Source organism: Klebsiella sp. JN_Kp126, from assembly GCF_033843325.1.
Taxonomy (GTDB): Bacteria; Pseudomonadota; Gammaproteobacteria; order Enterobacterales; family Enterobacteriaceae; genus Klebsiella; species Klebsiella michiganensis.
Genome location: NZ_JAWXQV010000056.1, coordinates 241,721 through 257,662, shown reverse-complemented (window position 1 = coordinate 257,662; position 15,942 = coordinate 241,721). Strand labels below are relative to the sequence as shown.

The 15,942-nt window shown below is 54.9% G+C and carries 16 protein-coding genes; 7 read left to right on the top strand and 9 right to left on the bottom strand.

Annotated elements, in window-relative coordinates; translation table 11 throughout:
* The first annotated feature begins 8 nt into the window (after positions 1 to 8).
* Positions 9 to 1,658, top strand: a complete 1,650-nt coding sequence (gene pgi / locus SIK97_RS13045; protein ID WP_004097737.1) for a glucose-6-phosphate isomerase — start codon at positions 9 to 11, stop codon at positions 1,656 to 1,658.
* Positions 1,659 to 1,703: 45 nt separating this feature from the next.
* Here the strand turns inward: pgi and SIK97_RS13040 are convergent, their stop codons facing one another.
* The 6 genes from SIK97_RS13040 to SIK97_RS13015 form a co-directional block, all read right to left on the bottom strand.
* Positions 1,704 to 2,159 (bottom strand): acyltransferase, encoded by a 456-nt coding sequence (locus SIK97_RS13040; protein ID WP_057172977.1) that lies wholly within the window; start codon positions 2,157 to 2,159, stop codon positions 1,704 to 1,706.
* 8 nt (positions 2,160 to 2,167) lie between these two features.
* The gene (locus tag SIK97_RS13035; protein WP_057172978.1) at positions 2,168 to 2,677 is read right to left on the bottom strand and encodes a GNAT family N-acetyltransferase; all 510 of its coding nucleotides are present in this window, start codon (positions 2,675 to 2,677) and stop codon (positions 2,168 to 2,170) included.
* 111 nt (positions 2,678 to 2,788) lie between these two features.
* Positions 2,789 to 3,166: a Rid family detoxifying hydrolase gene (locus SIK97_RS13030; protein WP_004097745.1), complete on the bottom strand. Its 378-nt coding sequence runs from the start codon at positions 3,164 to 3,166 to the stop codon at positions 2,789 to 2,791.
* A gap of 25 nt (positions 3,167 to 3,191) precedes the next feature.
* Positions 3,192 to 3,512 (bottom strand): AzlD domain-containing protein, encoded by a 321-nt coding sequence (locus SIK97_RS13025; protein ID WP_004097748.1) that lies wholly within the window; start codon positions 3,510 to 3,512, stop codon positions 3,192 to 3,194.
* Entirely contained in the window at positions 3,505 to 4,242 is a 738-nt protein-coding gene (locus SIK97_RS13020) for an AzlC family ABC transporter permease (protein ID WP_004097750.1), read from the bottom strand. The genes SIK97_RS13025 and SIK97_RS13020 overlap by 8 nt, the downstream gene beginning before the upstream one ends.
* 67 nt (positions 4,243 to 4,309) lie before the next feature.
* On the bottom strand, positions 4,310 to 5,587 hold the full coding sequence (locus SIK97_RS13015) for a serine dehydratase subunit alpha family protein (protein WP_057172979.1): 1,278 nt from the start codon (positions 5,585 to 5,587) through the stop codon (positions 4,310 to 4,312).
* A 377-nt stretch (positions 5,588 to 5,964) separates the two neighbouring features.
* On the opposite strand from SIK97_RS13015, the gene psiE reads away from it, so the two are divergent.
* The gene (gene psiE / locus SIK97_RS13010; protein WP_004097754.1) at positions 5,965 to 6,375 is read left to right on the top strand and encodes a phosphate-starvation-inducible protein PsiE; all 411 of its coding nucleotides are present in this window, start codon (positions 5,965 to 5,967) and stop codon (positions 6,373 to 6,375) included.
* Between the two features lie 190 nt (positions 6,376 to 6,565).
* On the opposite strand, the gene malG is transcribed toward psiE, so the two are convergent.
* The 3 genes from malG to malE form a co-directional block, all read right to left on the bottom strand.
* Complete coding sequence (malG, locus tag SIK97_RS13005) at positions 6,566 to 7,456, bottom strand: maltose ABC transporter permease MalG (RefSeq protein ID WP_004097756.1); 891 nt, start codon at positions 7,454 to 7,456, stop codon at positions 6,566 to 6,568.
* A gap of 14 nt (positions 7,457 to 7,470) precedes the next feature.
* A complete protein-coding gene (malF, locus tag SIK97_RS13000; RefSeq protein WP_032747489.1) occupies positions 7,471 to 9,015 on the bottom strand; it encodes a maltose ABC transporter permease MalF in 1,545 nt (514 codons plus the stop codon).
* 186 nt (positions 9,016 to 9,201) lie between these two features.
* Complete coding sequence (gene malE, locus SIK97_RS12995) at positions 9,202 to 10,392, bottom strand: maltose/maltodextrin ABC transporter substrate-binding protein MalE (RefSeq protein ID WP_014227534.1); 1,191 nt, start codon at positions 10,390 to 10,392, stop codon at positions 9,202 to 9,204.
* Positions 10,393 to 10,762: 370 nt separating this feature from the next.
* Between malE and malK the strand changes: the two genes are divergently transcribed.
* From malK to ubiA, 5 genes are all read left to right on the top strand, one after another.
* Positions 10,763 to 11,872: a maltose/maltodextrin ABC transporter ATP-binding protein MalK gene (gene malK / locus SIK97_RS12990; protein WP_004097762.1), complete on the top strand. Its 1,110-nt coding sequence runs from the start codon at positions 10,763 to 10,765 to the stop codon at positions 11,870 to 11,872.
* 97 nt (positions 11,873 to 11,969) lie between these two features.
* Entirely contained in the window at positions 11,970 to 13,259 is a 1,290-nt protein-coding gene (locus SIK97_RS12985; protein ID WP_014227535.1) for a maltoporin, read from the top strand.
* Positions 13,260 to 13,370: 111 nt separating this feature from the next.
* A complete protein-coding gene (malM, locus tag SIK97_RS12980; RefSeq protein ID WP_014837132.1) occupies positions 13,371 to 14,288 on the top strand; it encodes a maltose operon protein MalM in 918 nt (305 codons plus the stop codon).
* Between the two features lie 188 nt (positions 14,289 to 14,476).
* A complete protein-coding gene (ubiC, locus tag SIK97_RS12975) occupies positions 14,477 to 14,974 on the top strand; it encodes a chorismate lyase (RefSeq protein ID WP_032747490.1) in 498 nt (165 codons plus the stop codon).
* 12 nt (positions 14,975 to 14,986) lie between these two features.
* Complete coding sequence (ubiA, locus tag SIK97_RS12970) at positions 14,987 to 15,856, top strand: 4-hydroxybenzoate octaprenyltransferase (RefSeq protein ID WP_014227538.1); 870 nt, start codon at positions 14,987 to 14,989, stop codon at positions 15,854 to 15,856.
* Positions 15,857 to 15,942 lie beyond the last annotated feature (86 nt).

Below are 15,942 nucleotides of genomic sequence, written 5' to 3'. Positions count from 1 at the left end.
TATTGCTAATGAAAAACATCAACCCAACGCAGACCTCTGCCTGGCAGGCATTACAGAAACACTTTGATGAAATGAAAGACGTTACCATCGCGGATCTGTTCGCGAAGGATAGCGATCGTTTCTCTAAATTCTCCGCCACGTTCGACGATCTGATGCTGGTGGATTTTTCCAAAAACCGCATCACCGAAGAGACGCTGGCAAAACTGCAGGACCTGGCCAAAGAGACCTTCCTGGCAGACGCCATTAAATCCATGTTCTCCGGCGAGAAGATTAACCGCACGGAAGACCGCGCGGTGCTGCACGTTGCGCTGCGTAACCGCAGCAATACTCCGATTCTGGTTGATGGCAAAGACGTGATGCCGGAAGTGAACGCCGTGCTTGAGAAGATGAAAACCTTCTCCGAAGCCATTATCTCCGGCAGCTGGAAAGGCTACACCGGTAAAGCGATTACCGACGTCGTCAACATCGGTATCGGCGGCTCCGACCTCGGCCCGTTCATGGTGACCGAAGCGCTGCGCCCGTACAAAAATCACCTGAATATGCATTTTGTTTCTAACGTCGATGGTACCCACATCGCCGAAGTGCTGAAAACGGTGAACCCCGAAACCACCCTGTTCCTGGTCGCGTCGAAAACCTTTACTACTCAGGAAACCATGACCAACGCCCACAGCGCGCGCGACTGGTTCCTGGCGACCGCCGGCGATGAGAAGCACGTCGCGAAACACTTCGCCGCGCTTTCGACCAACGGTAAAGCGGTTGGCGAGTTCGGTATTGATACCGCCAATATGTTTGAGTTCTGGGACTGGGTTGGCGGCCGTTACTCTCTGTGGTCAGCCATCGGCTTGTCCATCATCCTGTCCGTGGGCTTCGACAACTTTGTTGAGCTGCTCTCCGGCGCGCACGCGATGGACAAACACTTCTCCACCACGCCGGCTGAGAAAAACCTGCCGGTGCTGCTGGCGCTGATCGGCATCTGGTACAACAACTTCTTCGGCGCTGAAACCGAAGCGATTCTGCCGTACGACCAGTATATGCACCGTTTTGCCGCCTACTTCCAGCAGGGCAACATGGAATCCAACGGTAAATACGTTGACCGTAACGGCAACGCCGTGGATTACCAGACTGGCCCAATCATCTGGGGCGAGCCGGGTACCAACGGTCAGCACGCGTTCTACCAGCTGATTCACCAGGGGACCAAAATGGTGCCTTGCGACTTTATCGCGCCGGCGATTACGCATAACCCGCTGTCCGATCACCATCCGAAGCTGCTGTCCAACTTCTTTGCGCAGACCGAAGCGCTGGCGTTTGGTAAATCCCGCGAAGTGGTTGAGCAGGAATATCGCGATCAGGGTAAAGATCCGGCGACCCTGGAACACGTGGTGCCGTTCAAAGTGTTTGAAGGCAACCGCCCCACCAACTCCATCCTGCTGCGTGAAATTACGCCGTTCAGCCTGGGCGCGCTGATTGCCCTGTATGAGCACAAAATCTTCACCCAGGGCGTGATTATGAACATCTTCACCTTCGACCAGTGGGGCGTTGAGCTGGGCAAACAGCTGGCTAACCGCATCCTGCCGGAGCTGAAAGATGGTTCCGAAGTGAGCAGCCACGACAGCTCCACTAACGGCCTGATTAACCGCTATAAATCCTGGCGCGCATAATCGCTAAAACGTTCGCAATGCCGGCCCATGTGGCCGGCATTTTTGTTATAGCCGCCGCAGCAGCTTTGCCGGGTTCCCGGCCCACACGCCTTTCTCCGTAATGGATTTGGTCACCACGCTGCCCGCGCCAATCACGACCCCATCGCAGATGCTGACCGCCAGAATGGTTGCGCCGCTGCCGATAGACACATCGTTGCCAATCACAATTCTTCCCCAGCTTGCGCGGTCGGCGTTGGGCTTTCCCTCGCGGAACATATCGTTGGCGAACATCACGCCGTGGCCGATAAAACAGCGCTCGCCGATGGTCACGTACTCGCAGATAAAGGTGTGGGACTGAATTTTGCTGTCGTTGCCGATACGGGTATGGCCCTGAATCTCTACAAACGGCCCGACGAAGACGTTATCGCCAAGCGTGCAGTCGTAAAGGTTGGCGGGCTGGTAAATCACCACGTTTTCGCCGCTGGCGACGTTGCGAATGGCGGTTTCACGAAGGGTATGCATGCTGCCTCTCAGATTGGTTTAGCCAGAATATGGAGTGTGCTTTCCTGGGTTGCAGAATGAAATGCCACATCCTTCACGTGCTGCATCCCCTGACGTTCATAAAAACGGCGGGCACCGGTATTCGCGGCGAGCACTTCCAGCCATAGCCAGCTTTCACCGGTCTCTTTCGCTCGCTTCTCGACGGCGCGAAATATCTGCTCGCCGTAGCGATGCCCGGTAGCGTCAGGTAATAGATAGAGTTTATGCAATAGCGTACCCGTAGGGCCTTCGGGGTTGATGTCCTGGCGGCAGGCATATTTAGCAAAGCCAATTGGCTCCTCTGCCTCAGCAATCAACCAGCAGCACTGCGGATCGGCCAGGCTGTGCGCCAGCGCGGCCATGGAATACTCTTGCTGCAGGTAGTGCTCCATTTCATCGGCGTTGTGCCAGAGGTGGGCAAAGTGGTGGCGATAGCTGGCATTGGCCATTTCGTTGAGTAAAGCCGCATCTTCCGGACGTGCAAGACGAATCTTTAGCATTCTGCGTTCCTCGCAAAGAAGTGGCGATATTTTGCCCGTAAAGTTCGCTGCGGGTAAACCTCAAAAGTGGGGGGGATAAGAAGTGGCCGGAGGATGGCCTCCGGCCGGGGATCAGGCGACGGCGATGGCTTCGATCTCAATGCCCGCATCTTTAGGCAGTCTGGCGACTTCGACGCAGGAACGGGCCGGAAAGGCCGCGTTGTGTTCGGTGAAGAACGCTTCATACACCGCGTTGATGGTGGCGAAGTCATTCAGATCCTTGACGAAGACCATCGTCTTAACGATGTTTTTCACCTGCAAACCCGCCGCTTCAACGATAGCCTTAACGTTGTCCAGCGACTGTCGCGTCTGCTGAGCGATGTCGTCAGACATGGTGCCGTCCTGCGGATTGACCGGGAGCTGCCCTGAGGTCATCGTCATGGTACCCAGATTTACTCCCTGAACATACGGGCCAATGGCGGCAGGCGCAGCGGCGGTGGTAATTATCATTCTGTTGATTCCTTCTGATAGGTGATTACATGAAATAGTTGAGCAAAACCAGTGAACCGACGCCGCTGACGACGACCCAGACCAGGCCCAGGCGGAAGCTGGCGAGCGTGCAGATAATCGCGGCGATCACCTTCGGGTTTTTCAAATCGAACTCCATGCTGGAGTTCACGCTCAGGATCTGAATCGTGATGATGGCCGGCAGCACGGTCACCGGCACAAAACGCAGCGTTTTGCTGACCCGGCTCGACATCTGAATCTTCCCGGCGAGGCCAATGAACGAGAAGCGAATAAGAAAGGTCACGGCGGCCATGCCCAGCGTCAGGGCGATAAAAAAGCTATTACTCATTTTCCAGCGCTCCTTCGAGAGAGAGTTTGTCAGCGGCCTGCGCCTGTTTACGCTCTTCGGCGAGATCGACGCTCAGGCCCGCCATTACGCCCAGTACGGACGCGACGACGATACCTAACGAGTAGGGCAGTACGACCAAAAGTACCCCGGATACGGCAGCAACAACGGCGGCGACGGTGCAGGCCTGGCTTTTGATTTGTGGGACCACGATGGCGATAAATGCGGCGACCATCGCGAAGTCCAGACCATATTTTTCAATGTGCGGAAAAGAGGCGCCAACCAGAGCGCCAAGGAAATCGGCCAGCACCCAGGCGAACCAAAACGTCAGCATTGCTGAAAAATAGAAAAGATATTTATCTTTTTTATTCTCCTCCATCTCTTTCACCGTCGTGGCGTACACTTCATCGGTCAGGGCATACGCCATAAAGCATTTTTTAAAGAAGGAGGCTTCGCGTACCGTACTGGAAATAGAGGCGCTATAAAGCACATGGCGAAGATTAATTATCAGCGTGGTGAATATAATCACCCCAAGGCTCGCTCCGGTTTTTAGCATATTTAACGCCAGCATTTGTGCCGAACCGGCAATGACAATCGTCGACCATGCCGTACTTTGCCAGATACTCATCCCGGCGCTAACGCTTAGCGCGCCGACAATAAATGAAAACGGAAAGTCGCCGATGCACAGGGGAAGTATGGCGCTCATACCCCGTAGAATAACTTTTTTGTTCATAAGCAATACCTGTTGTATTCAGGAGATTAATTATTTGTGTAAGGTACATTAAAACGCTAATTAATGATTACTTTGCTACCATAATGTTGATGATTTCTTTATCGGTATAGGCCATAGGCTTAATTACCAGACGGCAGAGATTATTAATAGTCTGCTCAACGTCAGCGCAAACAATGCCGTCATTAGAGCCAGCGCAGCTATTTTGCATGGCCATCAGTACGGCCTTAAAGGCGCTGGAAACCACGGATGACACTTTCATTGCGCAGCTATTAGAGGCGCCATCACAAATCATGCCGGTAATATCGCTGATCATATTAATAATAGCGGTATTAATTGTTTTCAGGTCACGGGTAAATAACCACGCCATGCCTGCCGCGGCGCCCATCGCTGCCGTGGACGCCGCGCATAGCGCGGACAGACGCGTATAGCGGGAGTGGATCGATATGGCGGTCAGGTGGGAGAGCGCCAGCGCCCGCGCGAGGGTCTCTTCATCGGCGTTAAGATGCTCCGCGACCGTCACTACCGGCATGGTGGCGGCGATACCCTGGTTACCGGAACCAAAGTTAGACATCGCGACGACGGGGGCTCCGCCCATTCGCGCGTCGGATGCGGCGACGGTATTGATGATGACTTTACTCAGCAGATCGTTGCTGAGCAGGCCATTTTTTACCGCATCAGAGAAGGTGCCGTTGATGTTCAAGCCGTATTTTTTGCTTTTACCTTCCTCCGCCAGCGCCGAATTGAGCCGGGCGGCTTCGAGAATAAATGCGATGTCGGCGAATTCGACCTCGTTAATAAAATTAAAGGCTTCCGCAAGCGAGAAGGTTGCTAATGTTTCCTGCTGCGTTACCGTACTCTGTTTGTCCGCCAGCACCTGCGCTTCGCCATTAATATACAGCTCAACGATATTGGTATGCGTGCCCTTGACCACCACGCGGCAGCTCTTTTCGCCACCCGTTAGCGTCAGATCCAGATGAATAAAGTCAGGAGTATCTTTCACGCTAATATTGACCTGGCCATCGGCAATTAACATCTGGGCTAATTCAACATGCCGTTCGGTAATTCCCTCCAGCGTTTTTAAACCTTTATCCGCATCGCCGCCAAATGCGCCGATGGCGGCTGCGAGCGCCACCCCGCTGACGGAAGTGCCCGGAATAGTTACGCCCATCGCATTCTTGTACAGGTTCGCAGAAATAAAACCGCTAATATTTTGACAAGCCGTATCTAAATGTTTCGCAGCGTAAGCGGCGGTAAAAGAAATAGCAACGGGTTCCGTACAGCCTAATGCCGGAGCCACTTCTTTTTTTAGCCAGTTTATAAACAGGGATGAGTGTTCAGTAGTCATATTTTATATCGTTCCGCTAACGAGGGTTTATTAATCTGCGAGTATGCTAAGTCAATTTCTAAGGAAAAACTTACTCTAATGCGGGCGTAATTTATGCCTGAAAGAGAAAAATATTCGCTTATTACAATATTGTAAAATTGTGATCTTATTATGGTTAATTAACTGATTTGACGGGTATTTATATTCTGTTTTTTGAACATAAAAAGGGATTTAGTTAACTACCTCACAGCGTTGCCGAAAGTAAAAATTTCTCTTTTTACGTATTTCGTCGGAGATGAGAAAGGCAAGCAGTGGAAAGAAGGGACTCACAAATGTAGATCTGGATCACATTTTTGCGTTATACAGGTCACAGGAAATCATGATGATGAGGTGTACCTATGCCGCCGGTTTATCGTCCGTTGGTGAGTTTTATTGCAACCGCAATGCAAACCGTTTTGAATCTTGGCCTGCTGTGCCTGGGGGTCATTCTGATCGTATTTCTGGGAAAGGAGACGCTGCATCTGGCGCACGTCCTGTTCACCCCGGAGCCTGTCAGCAAGTACAAGCTGGTGGAAGGGCTGGTGGTCTACTTCCTCTATTTCGAGTTTATCGCGCTGATAGTGAAGTACTTTGAGTCGGGATTTCACTTCCCGCTGCGCTACTTTGTCTATATCGGCATCACCGCAATCGTCCGCCTGATCATTATCGATCATGAGTCGCCTATGGCGGTGCTGATTTACTCCGCGGCGATCCTGATTCTGGTGATAACGCTCTGGCTGTGTAACTCCAACCGACTGAAGCGCGAATAAAAAAAGCGGCCTCCAGGGCCGCTGACCAACAGTCACAAATAGAATTTATGTAGGGTCCAGTTGAGGATAGCAGTGGCATTTGCCTTACTTTTTCAGCTGAGGGCGACGGCGGTAATACCCGGTTGGGGTCGCGCATTACCGCTAAACCGTCGGCCCTCATCTGAAATTTGGGGCGGGTGTTACAAAAAAATTAACCTTTCACTCCGCCAGCCGTCAGGCCGTTAACCAACCAGCGCTGGGCCAGCAGGAACACCACGGTAATCGGAATGGCGGAAAGCACCGCCGCGGCGGCAAAGTCGCCCCACAGATAGTTCTGCGGGTTGAGATACTGTTGCATTCCGACCGCAAGGGTATAGCTGTTCACATCGCGCAGCAGCAGGGAGGCCACCGGCACTTCGGTAATCGCCGCGATGAACGACAGAATAAACACCACCGCCAGAATCGGTACCGACAGCGGGAGCAGCACGAGGCGGAAAGCCTGCCATGGGGTCGCACCGTCCAGCGCCGCCGCTTCTTCCAGCGAGCCGTCGATGGTTTCGAAGTAACCTTTGATTGTCCAGACGTGCAGCGCGATACCGCCCATGTAGGCGAAGATGACGCCGCCGTGGGTATTCAGGCCGACGAACGGCACGTACTGGCCGAGACGGTCAAACAGGGCGTACAGCGCGACCAGCGACAGCACCGCGGGGAACATCTGGAAAATCAGCATCCCTTTCAGCAGCGTTGCTTTACCCGGGAAGCGCATGCGGGCAAAAGCGTAAGCGCAGGTGGTAGAAAGCGCGACGATGCCAATGGCGGTAATGCCTGCCACCTTGATGGAGTTCCACAGCCACAGCAGCACCGGGAAGGGGGGCGGCGTGACGCGACCATCAGCGTGTTCGACGCTGAAGCCGAGCGCCAGCCGCCAGTGCTCCCAGGAGATACTTTCGGGGATCAGGCTACCGGTGGCGAAGTTCCCTTCGCGCAGAGAGATAGCGATGACCATCAGCAGCGGGAACATAATCGCCGCGATAAAAATCAGCAGCAGGAGGTGCGTCGTGAACAGGCGCAGCTTCTGAGATTTGGGTTGAACCATAGCCATAATCGTTATCTCCCTTAATCAAACTTCATACGTGTGGCTTTCAGGTTAACAATCGCCAGGGCGCCTACCAGCAGGAAGATCAGCGTGGCGATAGCCGCCGCAAGGCCGAAGTCCTGACCGCCGCCGCCTTCAAAGGCGATACGGTAGGTATAGCTCACCAGCAGGTCGGTGTAGCCCGCCGGCGTGGTGGTGCCGAGCCGGTCCGGCCCGCCGTTGGTCAACAGCTGAATCAGCACGAAGTTGTTAAAGTTAAAGGCGAAGCTGGCGATCATCAGCGGCGTCAGCGGCTTGATCAGCAGCGGCAGCGTAATTTTGAAGAAGTTCTGGAACGGCGTAGCGCCATCCATTGCCGAGGCTTCATATAAATCGTCAGGAATCGCTTTCAGCAGGCCCATGCACAGGATCATCATGTACGGATAGCCCAGCCAGGTGTTGACGATGATAATCATGGTACGCGCGGTGGTCGGGTCGCTAAACCAGGCCGGCTTGATGCCGAACAGCGCGCTGAGCATCATGTTGATCTCACCAAAGCTCTGGTTGAACAACCCTTTGAAAATCAGAATCGAGATAAACGACGGTACGGCGTAAGGCAGAATCAGCAGTACGCGGTAAATCGCTTTACCTTTCAGGGCTTCCCACTGGACGAGACAGGCGAGCACCATGCCGACCGCAACGGTGAGAATCACGGTCAGAACGGAGAACACCACCGTCCAGACGAAAATCGCGAAGAACGGTTTCTGAATGCCTTCATCCTGGAACACGCGAGTGAAGTTATCCCAGCCGATGGTCACGGTGTAGCCCGGGCTGAGCTTTTCGCTGCCCCAGCTACCGTCGGCGTTGATCGCCTGATAGAAACCGACCTCGGCGTTCGGACGGTATTTCACGCCGCTCTGGTTGTTGGTCAGCGTGCCGTCACTGGCCAGCGCGTACAGCGGCTGAGTACCGGAGAACTGACGCAGGGAGCTCATAATGACTTTGCTTTCATCCGGCAACACGGCGGTCAGCTGGTTCAGGGCGGTACGGTTTTGCGTAATCACGCGCAGCGTGGCGCGCTCGCCTTCCGGCAGGGCGTCTGCCTCTTTTAAGGCCAGCTTCTGTTCGCCGCCGAATTTAAAGGCGTCGGAAAGATAGTTTTTGCCGCTTTCGCCGTCGGTCAGCGCCAGCTTCCACTCATCTCCCGCCGGATAAAGCGCGAAGGTGTAGGATTTCCCTGCCTGGAAGGAGCGGTCCATCAGCACCTGTTGGGCGCGTTCGAAGGTCAGCTGGTTAGTGCTGCTGTAGTTGGTGAAAGCGATAGCGATAGTGCAGATCAGCGGGAACAGGACGAACAGCCCCATCCCGGCGAGACCCGGATAAACATAGCGCCAGGCGTAGGCCTTGCGATTGGAAAAAATATACAGGCCAACCGAGCTCAAAATCAGCGTCATGATGGCAAACAGGTACTCCCCCTGGGCGTACATCAAAACAACAAGGTAACCCACCAGCAGGCACAGCAAGCCGATCACAGACCATGTGAGCTGCGGGCTTTGCCACCAGTGCTTCTTTTTCACGACATCCATGGGGATCATCCTCTTTACACTTTATCCTTCGCGCTACCTCTTTGTTGGCTGCGGATGCGTACCCCAGTCACTTACTGATGTAAGCTCCTGGGGATTTGCATCCTTGCCGCCTCGATGTAGCGCGAATGATTTCGCGTAACAACGTATTCAACAAACCTTATTCCCTAAGAAATAAGGGAAACCGTATTACTTGGTGATACGAGCCTGTGCGTCTTTCAGCGCCGCATCGACGGTCTGGCGACCGCTAGCGGCGTTGATCACTGCGGTACGAACGGCATACCAGAAGGCGGACATCTGCGGAATATTCGGCATGATTTCACCTTTCTGGGCGTTAGCCATGGTGGCGGCGATACGCGGATCTTTTTCCAGTTTTTCCTGGAAGGATTTCAGCGCGACCGCGCCCAGCGGTTTGTCCTTGTTCACTTCATCCAGACCCTGATCGGTCATCAGGTAGTTTTCGAGGAACTCTTTCGCCAGTTCTTTGTTCGGGCTGGCGGCGTTAATACCGGCGCTCAGTACGCCAACGAACGGTTTAGAAGGGTTGCCTTTGAAGGTCGGCAGCAGGGTAACGCCGTAGTTAACCTTGCTCTTATCGATGTTAGACCACGCCCACGGACCGTTGATGGTCATCGCGGTTTCGCCTTTGTTGAATGCCGCTTCCGCGATGGAGTAGTCGGTGTCGGCGTTCATATGCTTGTTCTTGATAAGGTCGACCAGGAAGGTCAGGCCCGCTTTCGCGCCAGCGCTATCCACGCCTACGTCTTTCACGTCGTACTTGCCGTTTTCAAACTTGAACGCATAACCGCCGTCGGCGGCGATCAGCGGCCAGGTGAAGTACGGTTCTTGCAGGTTGAACATCAGCGCGCTCTTACCTTTCGCTTTCAGTTCTTTATCCAGCGCCGGGATCTCTTCCCAGGTTTTCGGCGGGTTTGGCACCAGGTCTTTGTTATAGATCAGCGACAGCGCTTCAACGGCAACCGGGTAGGCAATCAGCTTGCCGTTATAGCGAACCGCATCCCAGGTGAACGGATAGAGTTTGTCCTGGAACGCTTTATCCGGGGTGATTTCCGCCAGCAGGCCGGACTGCGCGTAGCCGCCAAAACGGTCGTGAGCCCAGAAGATGATGTCAGGGCCGTCGCCGGTCGCGGCAACCTGCGGGAATTTCTCTTCCAGCTTATCCGGATGCTCTACGGATACTTTAATGCCGGTGTCTTTTTCAAACTTTTTACCCACTTCAGCGAGGCCGTTGTAGCCTTTGTCGCCGTTAATCCAGATAACCAGCTTACCTTCTTCGATTTTTGCGAGGGCAGAGGCGGAAAACATCATCGTGGTCAATGCAGACAGCGCGAGGATGCGAGCGCCAGTTTTGATTTTCATATACCCGTCCTATTTGGTGATGTGCTCGTGGATACACTTGAGTGGCTTAACGGTGATGAGTTTCCTTTTTTAACAACCTCTTTCCATCCTCCCCATGTCTACGCCCCATCCCCCGATAGTGTGATCTCCATTGCAGAAATGCCGGTTATGAGTCCTGGAGCACATAAAAAGGCGGCCAATTTTGCAGGCTACATCACGAAATCGACGTCCGTCCGTCCCCCCCGGCGGCGAGACGCAATCTCTCATCCTCCCGCCTCCTCCCCCATAAAAAAGCCGGGGGGTGGAGGATTTACCCTATTTATGAATGCCGCATAGTCAGCCCATCTTGAATGTGTCGTTAAGTGACAGGTTGTAACGAAGGGAGAAGGGCATGGCGAGCGTACAGCTGCGAAATGTAACGAAAGCCTGGGGTGACGTAGTGGTATCGAAAGATATCAATCTCGAGATCCAGGATGGGGAGTTCGTCGTGTTTGTTGGGCCATCAGGCTGCGGCAAATCCACCCTGCTGCGTATGATTGCCGGGCTGGAAACGGTGACCAGCGGCGATCTGCTGATTGGCGATACCCGAATGAATGATGTCCCGCCCGCCGAGCGCGGTATCGGGATGGTGTTTCAGTCTTATGCGCTTTACCCCCACCTTTCCGTCGCGGAAAACATGTCTTTTGGCCTGAAGCTGGCCGGCGCCAAAAAAGAGCTGATTAACCAGCGCGTGACTCAGGTGGCGGAGGTTCTTCAGCTGGCCCATCTGCTGGAGCGCAAACCGAAAGCGCTTTCCGGCGGTCAGCGTCAGCGCGTGGCGATTGGCCGTACTCTGGTGGCTGAACCGCGCGTGTTCCTGCTGGATGAACCACTCTCTAACCTCGATGCCGCGCTGCGCGTGCAGATGCGCATTGAGATTTCCCGTCTGCATAAGCGTCTTGGCCGCACGATGATTTACGTGACCCACGACCAGGTCGAAGCGATGACCCTGGCCGACAAGATTGTGGTGCTGGACGCCGGTCGCGTCGCGCAGGTCGGGAAGCCTCTCGAACTCTATCACTACCCGGCGGATCGTTTCGTCGCGGGCTTTATTGGCTCGCCGAAGATGAACTTCCTGCCGGTGAAAGTCACCGCTACCGCCATTGAGCAGGTGCAGGTGGAGCTGCCGAACCGTCAGCAGGTCTGGCTGCCGGTGGACAGCGCCCGCGTTCAGGTCGGCGCCAACATGTCCTTAGGGATTCGCCCGGAACATCTGCTGCCCAGCGATATCGCCGACGTCACCCTTGAAGGTGAAGTTCAGGTGGTCGAACAGCTCGGCCACGAAACGCAAATTCATATCCAGATCCCATCCATCCGTCAAAACCTGGTTTACCGCCAGAACGACGTGGTGCTGGTAGAAGAGGGAGCCACATTCGCCATCGGTTTGCCGCCGGAGCGCTGCCATTTATTCCGTGAGGATGGCACCGCTTGTCGTCGGCTGCATAAAGAGCCGGGCGTGTAAGGCTTCCCATTAAAAAAACGTGCACCCTGCAGCGTCGATAAACAGGCGCAACAACAGGCGAAGCGTTCAAAGAAAAGCAATGATCTCAGGAGATAGAATGATGATTACTCTGCGCAAACTTCCACTGGCGGTCGCCGTTGCGGCAGGCGTTATGTCTGCTCAGGCGCTGGCCGTTGATTTCCACGGCTACGCTCGTTCTGGTATCGGCTGGACCGGCAGCGGCGGTGAGCAACAGTGCTTCAAAGCCACGGGTGCTCAAAGCAAATACCGTCTTGGCAACGAATGTGAAACCTATGCGGAACTGAAGCTGGGCCAGGAGTTGTGGAAAGAAGGTGATAAGAGTTTTTATTTCGATACTAACGTCGCTTATTCCGTAAATCAGGAAGATGACTGGGAAAGTACCTCTCCGGCGTTTCGTGAAGCTAACATCCAGGGTAAAAACCTGATTGACTGGTTGCCGGGTTCTACCCTGTGGGCCGGTAAGCGCTTCTACCAGCGTCATGACGTTCACATGATCGACTTCTACTACTGGGATATCTCCGGCCCGGGTGCGGGTCTGGAAAACGTTGACCTCGGCTTCGGTAAACTCTCTCTGGCGGCCACGCGTAACTCAGAAAGCGGCGGTTCTTACACTTTCTCCAGCGATGACACCAAGAAATTTGCTGCTAAAACCGCAAACGACGTCTTTGACGTGCGTCTGGCCGGTATGGAAATCAACCCGGGCGGCGTACTGGAGTTAGGCGTGGATTATGGACGCGCTAACCCGCAGGACGATTACCGTCTGGTTGATGGCGCATCAAAAGACGGCTGGATGTTCACCGGTGAACATACTCAGTCTATCTGGGGCGGCTTCAACAAGTTTGTTGTTCAGTATGCGACCGACTCGATGACCTCCTGGAACAGCGGTCACTCCCAGGGAACCAGCATCGATAACAACGGCAGCATGATCCGCGTTCTGGATCACGGCGCGATGGACTTCAACGATGACTGGGGCCTGATGTACGTTGCGATGTACCAGGACGTGGACCTGGACAGCAACAACGGTTCTACCTGGTACACCGTCGGTGTTCGTCCGATGTACAAATGGACGCCGATCATGAGCACCCAGCTGGAAGTCGGTTACGACAACGTGAAATCCCAGCGCACCAGCGAAAACAACAACCAGTACAAAATTACCCTGGCCCAGCAATGGCAGGCGGGTAACAGCGTCTGGTCTCGCCCGGCAATCCGTATTTTCGCGACCTACGCAAAATGGGATGAGAACTGGGGCTACAGCAACACCTCCGGTCTGCAGACTAAAGACGGCAGCGGTAACGGGGTTTACACCTCCAGCCGCGGTAACGATAGCGAAGTGACCTTCGGTGCGCAGATGGAAGTTTGGTGGTAACACCGCCGTAATCATGTAGTGACACGGAGGGGCTCTGCCCCTCCTGATTCTTCAGGATTAGCGCGCTATTGCCTGGCCACCGCTAAACCTACGCTATCCGAGGTGAGAACAATGAAAATGAAGAAAACTCTCGTCGCCCTGTGTTTATCCGCAGGAATGTTGGCATGCGCGCCGGGAATGAGCCTTGCCGACGTCAACTTTGTCCCGCAAAACACCAGCGCAGCGCCCGCCATCCCCGGCGCTGCCCTGCAGCAGCTCGTCTGGACGCCAGTCGATCAATCTAAAACGCAGACCGTTGATTTACTCACGGGCGGCCAGCGCCTGGATGTTGCCGGCATCTCCGGCCCGGTTGCGGCCTGGAGCGTTCCGGCGAATATTGGCGAACTGACCCTGACGCTCACGAGCGAAGTGAATAAGCAAAAACAGATTTTTGCGCCGAACGTGCTGATTCTCGATCAGAATATGACGCCATCCGCGTTCTTCCCCAGCAGCTATTTTACCTATCAGCAGCCCGGCGTAATGACCGCGGATCGGCTTGAAGGCGTCATGCGCCTGACCCCGGCGCTGGGGCAGCAGAAGCTTTACGTGCTGGTCTTTACGACGGAAAAAGATTTACAACAAACCACGACTTTGCTGGATCCGGCGAAAGCTTACGCTAAAGGCGCGGGCAATGCCGTGCCGGATATTCCAGACCCGATTGCCCGCCACACCACCGATGGCGTGCTGAAGCTAAAAGTCAAAACCAATAGCGGCTCCAGCGTGCTGGTTGGTCCGCTGTTTGGCTCTTCCGGCAATGGCCCGGTGACCGTTGGCAATACCGCAGCGCCGGTTGTCGCGCCGGCCCCGGCTCCGGCGGCGAAAAGCGAACCGATGCTTGATGACACCGAAACCTATTTCAACAACGGCATTAAGCAGGCGGTTGCGAAAGGCGATATCGATAAAGCCCTGAAATTGATGAACGAAGCTGAACGTCTTGGCTCGAAATCTGCTCGTTCCACCTTTATCAGCAGTGTAAAAGGCAAGGGGTGACCGTCTCCCCGCAATGCTGATGTTTAGGCACAGCCTTTAGGTGCGTCCGTCAGGGCGCACTTTTTTTTAGCGCGCCGCAGCCTCTGTTGCACGGCTGTTGCGCGGATGATCGTATATTGACGTTTGCCCGCCCCCGATGCCCCATTCTGCGATACAATACCTTTACGTTATGTACCGGAGATTCAGGCATGCCACATCCTGCGCTTACGCAACTGCGTGCGCTGCATTATTTTGCCGCTATGCCCCCGCTGGATGCGCATCTGCGCGACTGGCTATTGCTGGAAGACTCAATGACCAAACGCTTTGAGCAGCAGGGGAAGAAAGTCAGCGTCATCATGGTTAACGAAAGTTTTGTTGGACGCGACGCGCTGGCCGGTGAGGCGCCCCTGTTACCGAGCGAACCCCGCTACTGGCTGCGGGAAATCATTCTTTGCGCCAACGGTGAACCCTGGCTGGCCGGGCGCACGATAGTGCCCGAATCAACGCTGAGCGGCCCCGAACTGGCGCTGCAACAGCTGGGGCAAACGCCGTTGGGCCGCTATCTCTTCACGTCATCGACGCTAACCCGTGATTTTATTGAAATTGGTCGTCATGCAGAGCTGTGGGGGCGTCGTTCCCGCCTCCGGTTGAGCGGCAAACCGCTGCTGCTGACGGAACTGTTTTTGCCTGCATCGCCGTTGTATTAAGAGGAAAATGAAATGGAGTGGAGTCTGACGCAGAACAAGCTGCTGGCGTTTCACCGCCTGATGCGTACTGACAAACCGATTGGCGCGCTGCTGCTGCTGTGGCCGACGCTATGGGCGCTGTGGGTGGCGACGCCGGGGATACCGCCGCTATGGATCCTCGCCGTTTTTGTCGCCGGCGTCTGGCTGATGCGCGCCGCAGGCTGCGTGGTCAACGACTATGCCGATCGCAAGTTTGACGGCCACGTCAAACGGACGGCCCACCGCCCGTTGCCGAGCGGCGACGTTAGCGAAAAGGAGGCGCGGACGCTGTTTGTCGTGCTGGTGCTGCTTTCGTTTCTGCTGGTGTTGACCCTGAACACCATGACCATTCTGCTGTCGGTAGCGGCGCTGGCGCTGGCATGGGTATATCCGTTTATGAAGCGCTATACCCACCTGCCTCAGGTCGTGCTGGGCGCGGCGTTCGGCTGGTCGATCCCGATGGCCTTTTCGGCGGTCAGCGAATCGCTGCCGCTGAGCTGCTGGCTGATGTTCCTCGCCAATATCCTGTGGGCGGTGGCCTACGATACCCAGTATGCGATGGTCGATCGTGATGATGACGTCAAAATCGGTATCAAATCGACGGCGATTCTCTTTGGCGACAACGATCGCTTAATCATCGGTATTTTACAGGTGGCGGTACTGGGCCTGATGGCCGCGGTAGGCTGGCTGAGCGGGCTGGGCTGGGAGTATTACTGGTCGTTGTTTATCGCCGCGGCGCTGTTTGCCTGGCAGCAGAAGCTGATATTTAAACGCGAACGCGATGCCTGCTTTAAGGCGTTTATGAACAATAACTACGTGGGGCTGGTGCTGTTTCTCGGCCTGGCGATGGGATATATGCAGTAGCGCTGTGGGTTTCCCGGCTTGCGGCGTAAACGCCTTAGCCGGGCTACAAAACTGCAGGGTCCGGTAGCCCGGCGCAGGCCGGGACA